Annotated in this window: 7 protein-coding genes; 2 read left to right on the top strand and 5 right to left on the bottom strand. The window is 51.3% G+C overall.

Features of this window, described 5'->3' with window-relative positions; all coding sequences use genetic code 11:
• Nucleotides 1-409 precede the first annotated feature (409 nt).
• The 3 genes from B2118_RS05840 to dapF are packed head-to-tail and all read right to left on the bottom strand — an operon-like array spanning nt 410 to nt 3010.
• Entirely contained in the window at nt 410-916 is a 507-nt protein-coding gene (locus tag B2118_RS05840; RefSeq protein ID WP_428054079.1) for a type IV pilin protein, read from the bottom strand.
• Between the two features lie 31 nt (nt 917-947).
• Entirely contained in the window at nt 948-2177 is a 1230-nt protein-coding gene (locus tag B2118_RS05835) for an LL-diaminopimelate aminotransferase (protein ID WP_428054077.1), read from the bottom strand.
• Nucleotides 2177-3010, bottom strand: coding sequence for a diaminopimelate epimerase (gene dapF, locus B2118_RS05830; RefSeq protein ID WP_428054075.1), 834 nt, complete (start codon nt 3008-3010; stop codon nt 2177-2179). Before dapF ends, B2118_RS05835 begins: the two co-directional genes overlap by 1 nt.
• A gap of 69 nt (nt 3011-3079) precedes the next feature.
• On the opposite strand from dapF, the gene B2118_RS05825 reads away from it, so the two are divergent.
• On the top strand, nt 3080-3625 hold the full coding sequence (locus B2118_RS05825; protein ID WP_428054073.1) for a nitroreductase family protein: 546 nt from the start codon (nt 3080-3082) through the stop codon (nt 3623-3625).
• 86 nt (nt 3626-3711) lie between these two features.
• Here the strand turns inward: B2118_RS05825 and B2118_RS05820 are convergent, their stop codons facing one another.
• Together B2118_RS05820 and B2118_RS05815 are read right to left on the bottom strand one after the other, a co-directional pair.
• Entirely contained in the window at nt 3712-4914 is a 1203-nt protein-coding gene (locus tag B2118_RS05820; protein WP_428054071.1) for a hypothetical protein, read from the bottom strand.
• Nucleotides 4915-5005: 91 nt separating this feature from the next.
• A complete protein-coding gene (locus tag B2118_RS05815) occupies nt 5006-5476 on the bottom strand; it encodes a type IV pilin protein (protein WP_428054069.1) in 471 nt (156 codons plus the stop codon).
• Nucleotides 5477-5690: 214 nt separating this feature from the next.
• Here B2118_RS05815 and nifJ point away from each other — a divergent pair, with 214 nt between their 5' ends.
• Nucleotides 5691-9260, top strand: a complete 3570-nt coding sequence (nifJ, locus tag B2118_RS05810) for a pyruvate:ferredoxin (flavodoxin) oxidoreductase (protein ID WP_428054067.1) — start codon at nt 5691-5693, stop codon at nt 9258-9260.
• Nucleotides 9261-9548: the final 288 nt, after the last annotated feature.

Below are 9548 nucleotides of genomic sequence, written 5' to 3'. Positions count from 1 at the left end.
GAGCAAAACGGCCTTTTATACGCGTTTTTATACAGCGGATACATCCGGGTACGACCACCGCAATTTATCAAAATTTTAACAAAAAAAAAAAAAACGAAACAACCCCTTTAAAATAAACGACGGAAAAGCAACGACAAACCACCCAAAAAGTAGATTCTGAAACAAGTTCAGAATGCCCTCTTTTATAACGACTTTTTCCTTTTAGTTGTCATTCCCGAAGGTCGTAGTCGGGAATCTGTTGTTCGTCGTTGGTGTGGCCTTACGGCACGACAGATCCCCGACAGAAACATTCGGGGATGACAACAACAATAACACTACGGGCGGCCTACAACAAGGACTAACAGCAAAAAGCCCGCCGGGATTAAGCGGCGGGCGTTACAAAAACTGCAAAAATATTTAACTGTTACAATTAATACGGCTTTCTGCCGGCGGTGTACAAGTCAAGCGATTGGCAAATGGCAATGCTCTTGGCCTGGCTGCTCGTGCAGGCGAGAGAAGCCCCCTTGCCCGACGTACCGCTGATGTATGGGTTCCAAAGCACATAGTCGTATTTCGTGCCGCCCAAGCGTTTGGCCGTTACACCGTTGCAGTCGGTGCCGGGAATATTGGCGGTGGTGGCAGAATTAATCACAAACTCAAAGGCCTTGGTGGTGATTTTGCTCCCATCCGCGCTCATCGTGCCGGGGTAGGCAATCGCCAATTTTTTAAACGAGGTCGGGCAGGCGTTGTCGCCCGAGCGTCCGGCGGCGTAGGCATAAACCGCATCGTTAAGCGCCTTAATGCCGGCCATTGCTTCCGTGGCGCGGGCACGCTCAATAGAACGCGTGTACTGCGGCAGGGCCACAGACGTCAACACGCCGATAATTAACACGACGGTCAATAATTCAATTAACGTAAAACCAGAATTAGATTTCATACTTCCTCCCTTTTGATTTTAACAAATTTTACTAAAATTTAAGCGCACTTACGCGGCTGGCGGCTTCCGCGGTCAGTTCCGGCGTATTAAACGCGGTCAGGCGGAAATACCCTTCCCCGCACGAACCAAACCCCACGCCCGGCGTGCCAACCACTTGGGCCTCACTTAATAATTTATCAAAAAACGCCCAACTGGTAAGCCCCTGCGGTGTTTTGAGCCAAATATACGGCGCATTTACGCCGCCAAAGGCCTGTATGCCCGCGCCCTTTAAGGCGTTTAAAATCACGCGCGCATTGACCTGATATCCGGCAATAACCTCTTTAATCTGCGCTTGGCCTTCGGGCGAAAAAACAGCCTCCGCCCCGCGCTGGACGATATACGGCACGCCGTTAAATTTGGTCGTCTGGCGGCGCAGCCACAGCGCATTAAGCGAGTGGGCAGAACCGTTTGCGTCAAAAATTTCCACCGCTTTGGGCACCACGGTATAGGCGCAACGCGTGCCCGTAAAGCCCGCCGTTTTGGAGAACGAGCGGAACTCCACCGCCACTTTTTCCGCGCCCGGGATTTCGTAAATAGAGTGCGGCACATCGTCCTGCGTGATGTACGCTTCGTAAGCGGAATCGTACAAAATAATGCTGTGGTTTTTAGCGGCCCAATCCACCCATTTTTTTAATTCCGCGCGTGTCATCGCCGCCCCTGTGGGATTATTGGGAGAACACAAATACACCAAATCCGCGGGTTTATCCGGCAAGGCAGGCGTAAAATTATTTTCTTCCGTACACGGCAGATAAACTACACCGCCGTAGCGCCCATTAACAAATTCTTCCGTCCGGCCCGCCATTACGTTGGTGTCCAAATACACGGGATAAACCGGGTTTTGCAGGGCCACGGTTTCCAGCGGGGAAAAGAGTTCTTGGAAGTTGGCCACGTCGCTTTTGGCGCCGTCGCTGACAAAAATTTCGTCGGCGGAAAGTTTTATATTACGGTCCAAATAATCGTGCTTTAAAATGGCTTCGCGCAAAAACGCATAGCCCTGTTCAGGGCCGTAGCCGCGAAAGGTTTTTATATCACCCATTTCGTCGCACGCTTTTTTTAATGCTTCCACCACCGCCGGAACCAGCGGGCGCGACACGTCCCCAATGCCCAAACTAATCACGCTCTTGCCCGGATTTTGCTCCTTAAAGGCGGCCACGCGCTTGGCGATAGTGGAAAAAAGATAACTGCCCTGTAATTTTAAATAGTTTTCGTTTAATTGCGCCATTAGTCCCCCAAATAATCGCCCGTAAAAACCGCTTGGGCGAGGCCCGTCATAAAAATATTTTTCTTATCCGGCCACTCTATAAACAAGTCGCCGCCGTCCAACTTAACGGTTATATTTTTCTCTGTTTTGTGGTTTAAAATACAAGCCACCGCCGTCGCGCAAGAGCCCGTTCCACACGCCAGCGTAATGCCCGCGCCGCGCTCCCATACGCGCATCCGCACGGTTTTATCATCCAGCACCTGCACAAATTCCACATTGGTTTTGCACGGGAAGAGCGGGTGCGTTTCCAGTTGCGGGCCCCAAACGGACAGGGGCACCTTGCTTATGTCCGGCACAAAAATCACCAAGTGCGGATTACCCATAGAAACTGCCGTCGCGTAAAAGGTTTGCCCGGCGGCCGTCAGCGGGAAATTGACCGCCGTTTCCGCAGGGTTTCCCGTCATTGGGATTTCCCCCTTGGTCAGGTGCGGAACGCCCATATCCACCCGCACTAGCCCGCGGGCTTCATCGGTAATATCGGTGCGGATAATTCCCGCCAAGGTATCCAAGGAAATTTGTTTTTTGTTTACCATTTTCCGGCGGAACAGGTACAACGCCACACAACGCGAAGCGTTGCCGCACATTTCGGCCTCGCTGCCGTCGCTGTTAAAAATGCGCATTTTGATATCGGCTTTGTCGGACGGCAAGAGCAAAACAAGTCCGTCCGCCCCCACGCCAAAGCGGCGGTTGCAAATGGTTTTGGCAAGCGCGGACGGGTTTTTCAAATCCGTCGCGGTCGCCCCGTCCAGCAGGACGAAATCGTTTCCCAGGCCTGTATATTTTGTAAATTGCATATTCTTATTTTATAAAAACAGGGCGCCAATTTGGTAAGATATTTTTATCTTACTTACTGGGGTAAATTTATGGAACTGTTACAAGCCATTAAAACGCGCCGCAGCGTGCGCAAATATTTGGATAAACCCGTAGAGCGGGAAAAAATTAACGAGTGCTTGGAGGCCGCCCGCTTGGCGCCGTCCGCCTGCAATTCCCAGCCGTGGCACTACATTGTGATTGACGACCCGAAGGTGAAGGAAGCCTTTTGCAAGGAAGCGTTCAGCGGCGTTTATGCGATGACCAAATGGGCCGAAAAGGCGCCCGTGTTGATTGCCGCGGTGTCGGACAAGGGGTCCTTTACCAGCCGTATCGGCAATTTCTTCCGCCGGACGGAATTTTATTTGGTGGACCAGGGGATTTCCGGCGAACAATTAGTGTTGCGCGCGTGGGACCTGGGGCTTGGCACCTGCTGGATTGGGTGGTTAAATTCGGACAAGGCGGAAAAATTCTTTAAACTGCCCAAGGGCAAAAAAATTGAGCATTTAATTGCTATGGGCTACCCCGCCGAAACACCCGATGCGCGCCCGCGCGAAGCCTTTGAAAAGAAGGTCAGTTACAACGAATTTAAGGAGTAAAAACTATCCCCCGGTGAACCGGGGGATAGTTTTTATAATGTTTTGGCAGAGCATTTTTCGTTCCTTTTTCCCGGCGAAAAAACTCCCTATCTTTCAAATTTTTCTTTAAACCACTTAATAATCCACTCGGGCTTGTAATCAATGATTTTTTTGTTATGCGGCGTGTAACTTTCCGCCGGGGCGAAAATCTGCTTTTCGCGCGGCAGAATCGGATAAATATAATCGGTTACCACCTCTATATTGGGGTACCACAAGTTGTGCACCTTTTTGTCTATCCAATGTTGCAAGCCCAAGTTGGGCAAGTGCAGCCCTGCCGACGCCGCCCAAAAAACGGAATTGACGGCAATCACATACAGCGGGTATTCGCCCTTTAAAATAGAAAGCAAATGCCACGTTTGGTTAATGGAGAGTTTTTTGATGTCAATTTCCAAATAGTTCGGGTTTTCCACGGGGCCGCCCTTGGTAACGCTCATTACAAAGTACCCCTCTTTAATAAGCCCCTCCGCGAGCGCCTGCATATGCGGATACACATAATTAGACCCGCGCGAATCCAACTGCAAGAAAACAATCCCCTTTTTGCCTTGGGCTCCCTTGCGAGCCTTGGCCAAATAATCGGCCACCACCGGGGCGGGCTCTTTCGGAAAATACATTATGGGCGCGGGAACCTCTGCGGGAACGGGCAAAGAGAACGTTTCAAACAAACTCTTCACGCGGTGCTCCACGTGTACGCCGTAATCGTAATACACGGGCACGGCCAAAAAGCCCTCGGGGATATTTTTAAAGGCGTCCCCGTAATTGTAATTCTTCCAAATGAACGGGTGGCGGTAGCCGTCAAAATAAAACACCTTTTCAAAGTTGGGATTTTCGGCCAGCAATTTGCCAACCAAGGGCGAATTGTTGCGGTCAAACTGTCCCCCCACATAGGCGTAAAAAGGCAAATTGGGGTACGCTTTTTTAAGAGCGGCCAACATCGGCGTAGTATATAGGTAGTCGCCAATGCCCATAAAGAAAATGAGGGCCACGCCCTTTACCTTCGGATTAGCCTTTAAGGCCTTGCCCAACTGATAATAAACGTGCTCGTGGCGATAAAGCGGGCGGGAAATGCGGTACCACTCCTTACTTATAGGTAAGGTTTCCGGGGTGTCTTCCGCCGTGTGCGGTTTATCAAACTGATACCATACGGGCGTATGGGTATGAACAAAAAAGAAAATTTTATGCCCCAGCCAGCGTAAGGTTTCATAAACCACGCAGGCGGTGCGGTGCGTGCAAAGCCATTTTTGGATATTCATATATATAAGTATATCAAACCGGGAAACGGAGTTCAAAAATGAAAAACCCCCGGCCTTAAAACCGGGGGCTTTTTCAAATCAACACCAATTTTTAGCGGTAATAAGAACTGCCGCTGGAAATGGGCGAGACGTTAATCAAATCAAAAAAGTCCGAGCAGTCGCCGGACGGGCAACGCCAGTACATCGTGCCCACTTCGGGCATATCCGCAGTCTGTACCTTTACAAAGCCGCGTACGCCCGTGTAACTGTTGCTCATCCCCTTGGAAGTTACCGTAACTTCGCAGTTACGGGTGCTTCCGGCGGCGGTGCCGAGGGTGTAGGTCCAGTTTTTGCTGTTGTTGGCAACCTTAATGTCCAGGTCGGAAAGCGACGCCGGGCAGGTACGGTAAGTGGTGGCATAAATGGAAGCCGCATCCAAAATACTCTTGGATGTTACCACCGCTTCGGCGGTGCGGGCCTTTTCCACGGAACGTTCATACTGCGGGAGCGCAACCGCGGACAAAATGCCGATAATCAGCACGACTACTAACAGTTCAATAAGCGTAAAACCCTTATTATTCATATTCTCTCCTTATAAGTAAAATCTACCTAATAGTATAACCAAAATTGAAACCCAAAACAAGTAAAAAGATTTTATTTACCGCGCGGTAAATTGTTGTTTGACCTCTCCCCCGCAAAGTTATACAATATACATAGGCCGGAGTATCCCTCCGGGCTGCCGCGTTTTTCAGCGGCGTTTTACCGTTTTAATTTAAGCAAAAGGAGACTTCTCTATTATGGCTAAACTAGTTGCTATGGACGGCAACGGTGCAGTATCCCACGTCGCCCACGCTACCAACGAAGTAATCGCTATTTACCCGATTACCCCGTCCTCCACGATGGGCGAAATCTGCGACGCCAAAAGCGCCAAGGGTGAAACCAACATTTGGGGCAATGTTCCTTCCGTGAACGAACTCCAATCTGAAGGTGGTGCCTCTGGTGCTGTACACGGTTCCTTGACCGCCGGCGCGCTGACGACCACTTTTACCGCTTCGCAGGGCTTGCTTTTGATGATCCCGAATATGTACAAAATCGCGGGCGAACTCACGCCGACCGTGTTCCACGTTTCCGCGCGTGCCATCGCCACGACCGCCTTGTCCATCTTCGGCGACCACTCCGACGTTATGGCCGTACGCCAAACCGGCTGGGCTATGCTCTGCTCCGACAACCCGCAGGAAGCAATGGATATGGCGCTTATCGCCCAAGCCTCCACGCTTAAAGCCCGCGTACCGTTTGTGCACTTCTTTGACGGCTTCCGCACCAGCCACGAACTGAATATGGTGGAACCCCTGACCAAAGAACAAATGCACGAAATGATTGACGACAAACTCGTGGAAGAACACAAATCCCGCGGTTTAAACCCGGAACACCCGACCGTGCGCGGTACCGCCGCCAACCCGGACGTGTACTTCCAGGCCCGCGAAGCCGTCAACAAATTTTACAACGCCGTCCCCGGTATTGTAAAAGAAGAAATGGCTAAATTTGAAAAATTGACCGGCCGCCACTACGAACTCTTCCAATACGTCGGTGATGCCGATGCCGAACGCTTGGTCGTAATTATGGGTTCCGGCGCGGACGTAGCCCAGAACGCCGTAGAAGCGATGAAGGGCGAAAAAGTGGGCGTTTTGAAGATCAAATTGTTCCGCCCCTTCTCTATTGAAGATTTCATTAAAGTCATCCCGGCTTCCGTCAAGAGAATTGCCGTAATGGACCGCACCAAAGAACCCGGCGCCTTGGGTGAACCGTTGTTCCAAGATGTTTGCGCCGCTTTCTTAACCAAAGAAGCCAAGGCCAAATTCGCCGTTACGCCGCTCATCATCGGCGGCCGCTACGGTATCGGTTCCAAAGACTTTACCCCCTCTCACGTTAAAGCCGTGTTTGACAACTTGGCCGCCAACGAACCCAAAAAAGAGTTCACGGTCGGTATCAAAGACGATTTGACCAACTTGTCCTTGCCCGAAACCAAATTGGAAAGCAAAGCCGCCAATGACATCTTTGCCGCTTTGTTCTACGGTTTGGGCTCCGACGGTACCGTAGGCGCCAACAAGAACACGATGAAGATCATCAGCGCCAACGGTTTCTTTGCCCAAGGGTACTTTGTGTACGACTCTAAAAAGTCCGGATCTATGACCACGTCCCACATCCGCTTCGGCAAAAAATACATCCGCGCGCCTTACCTCATCCAATCTGCTGACTTTATCGGCGTGCATATGTTTGACTTCTTGGATAAATACGACGTACTCGGCAAAGCCAAAAACGGCGCTACCGTACTTATCAACTCGCCCTACAACGCCAGCGAAGTATGGAACCATTTAACCGCCGAAGTACAGAAGATTATCATTGACCGCAAACTCAAAGTTTACGTCATTGACGCTTCCGACATCGCCTTGGCTACCGGTATGGGCAGCCGCACCAACACCATTATGCAGACGGCCTTCTTCGGCATCGCGGGCGTAATCCCGACCGAAAAAGCCATCGCCGACATTAAAGAAGCCATTAAGAAAACCTATTCCAAAAAAGGCGAAGAAGTGGTGCAGAAGAACTACAAAGCCGTGGACGCCGCTTTGGCGGGCTTGCAAGAAGTAAAATACCCGGCCGAAGTAACCTCCAAACTGCACACCAAAGCCCCGGTTCCGGCCGATGCTCCTGCGTTTGTAAAAGACGTTTTGGGCGAAATGATTGCCGGCCGCGGCGACGAACTCCCCACCTCTGCTATGACCGAAGGCGGTGTATATCCCACGGGTACCACCCAGTACGAAAAACGCAACATTGCCATTATGGTACCGCAATGGGATCCCAACACTTGTATCCAGTGCGGCTTCTGCTCTATGGTCTGCCCGCACGCCGCTATCCGCATTAAAGCCTACGACGGAAAAGCCTTGGAAAACGCTCCCAAGACCTTTAAATCCGCCGACGGCAAAGCCGACCTCGCTGGTCTTAAATTCACCGTACAAGTAGCGGTGGAAGACTGCACCGGCTGCGCGGCCTGCGTGTATAACTGCCCGGCCAAAAACAAAGAAAACCCGGAAAAGAAAGCCCTTTCTATGGTACACCAGTTGGAAGTGCGCGACAACGAAATTGACAACTACGCTTTCTTCTTGGGCCTCAAACAAGCCGATGTAAAGACCAAAAAGGAATCCGTCAAAGGTTCCCAAATGAGAAGACCCTTGTTTGAGTTCTCCGGCGCTTGCGCTGGCTGCGGTGAAACCCCGTATGTAAAACTCTTAACGCAGTTGTTCGGCGACCGCTTGGCCGTGGCCAACGCGACGGGCTGCTCCTCCATTTACAGCGGTAACCTGCCCACCACGCCTTATTGCAAACGCGACGACGGCAAAGGCCCGGCTTGGTCCAACTCCTTGTTTGAAGACAACGCCGAATTTGGCTTGGGTATGCGCTTGGCGTTTGACCAACTCAACCACGATGCCAAAGCGGCCTTGACCGAAGCCAAAGAAGGTGGCCTCAAAGAACACGCCGCTTTGATTGACGCGCTTATCAACGCCGACCAAAGCACCGATGCGGGCGTTGAAGAACAACGCGCCCGTGTGGCTGAACTGAAAGGTATTTTGAACAAAGGTGCCGAAAAAGGTTGCGAAACCTGCAAACGCCTGCTCAGCCTGGCTGACTACCTCGTCAAGAAATCCGTATGGATTTTGGGCGGCGACGGTTGGGCCTACGATATTGGCTACGGCGGTTTGGACCACGTATTAGCCAGCGGCAAGAATGTAAAAGTCTTGGTGCTGGATACGGAAGTCTATTCCAACACCGGCGGCCAGATGTCCAAAGCCACCCCGTTGGGCGCCAAAGCCTTGTTCGCCGCGGGCGGCAAAAAAATGCCGAAGAAAGACCTCGGTATGATTGCGATGACCTACGGGAACATCTATGTAGCCCAGGTGGCTATGGGTGCCAATATGAACCAGACCATCCAAGCCTTGGCGGAAGCCGATGCTTACAACGGTCCGGCCCTCGTAATTGCGTACTCCCACTGTATCGCTCACGGGATTGATATGTCCAAAGGTATGGGTGAAGCCAAACGCGCCGTACAAGCCGGCCGCTGGATCCTCTACCGCTTCAACCCCGAAGCCCGCTACGAAGGCAAGAACCCCTTGCACGTGGATAGCCCGTTAGGTGCGCCGACCTTGCCGTTGGTGGACTATATGAGCGGTGAAAACCGCTTCAAAGGCTTGATGCGCGACAACCCGGAACTCGCGAAGGAACTTATCAAACGCGCTGAATCCGAGTATGCTTGGAGACGCGACTTGTACAAACAACTCGCGGCTATCCAGCCTGCTGAAAAAGTTGTAAAATAAGTTTGTAAAGAAGGATGAAAAGCCCCCGGCAAGCGTAAGCGAACCGGGGGTTTTCTTATCCCTAAATGCGGGCCGCGACTTGTACAAACAACTCGCGGCCATCCAGCCCGCTGAAAAAGTTGTGAAATAAGTTTGTAAAGATGTAAAAACCCCGGCTGAGTTTATCACTTGGCCGGGGTTTTTTATAGAAAAGGAAAAGGCCGTTATAAAAATTGGAGGTCGTCCTGAACTCGTTTCAGGACCTACCGCTTGGGTTGTTTGCCGTCATCCTGGAAAGTTGTAGTCCAG

The organism is Candidatus Avelusimicrobium stercoris (genome assembly GCF_002437085.1).
Taxonomy (GTDB): Bacteria; Elusimicrobiota; Elusimicrobia; order Elusimicrobiales; family Elusimicrobiaceae; genus Avelusimicrobium; species Avelusimicrobium stercoris.
The sequence above is the reverse complement of the archived record's forward strand: the minus strand, read 5'-3'. Positions and strand labels throughout refer to the sequence as shown.

Bases quoted from the DNA above. Each gene is read 5' to 3' on its own strand.
- B2118_RS05840 (WP_428054079.1), bottom strand. From the start codon at position 916: ATGAAATCTAATTCTGGTTTTACGTTAATTGAATTATTGACCGTCGTG.
- B2118_RS05835 (WP_428054077.1), bottom strand. From the start codon at position 2,177: ATGGCGCAATTAAACGAAAACTATTTAAAATTACAGGGCAGTTATCTT.
- dapF (WP_428054075.1), bottom strand. From the start codon at position 3,010: ATGCAATTTACAAAATATACAGGCCTGGGAAACGATTTCGTCCTGCTG.
- B2118_RS05825 (WP_428054073.1), top strand. From the start codon at position 3,080: ATGGAACTGTTACAAGCCATTAAAACGCGCCGCAGCGTGCGCAAATAT.
- B2118_RS05820 (WP_428054071.1), bottom strand. From the start codon at position 4,914: ATGAATATCCAAAAATGGCTTTGCACGCACCGCACCGCCTGCGTGGTT.
- B2118_RS05815 (WP_428054069.1), bottom strand. From the start codon at position 5,476: ATGAATAATAAGGGTTTTACGCTTATTGAACTGTTAGTAGTCGTGCTG.
- nifJ (WP_428054067.1), top strand. From the start codon at position 5,691: ATGGCTAAACTAGTTGCTATGGACGGCAACGGTGCAGTATCCCACGTC.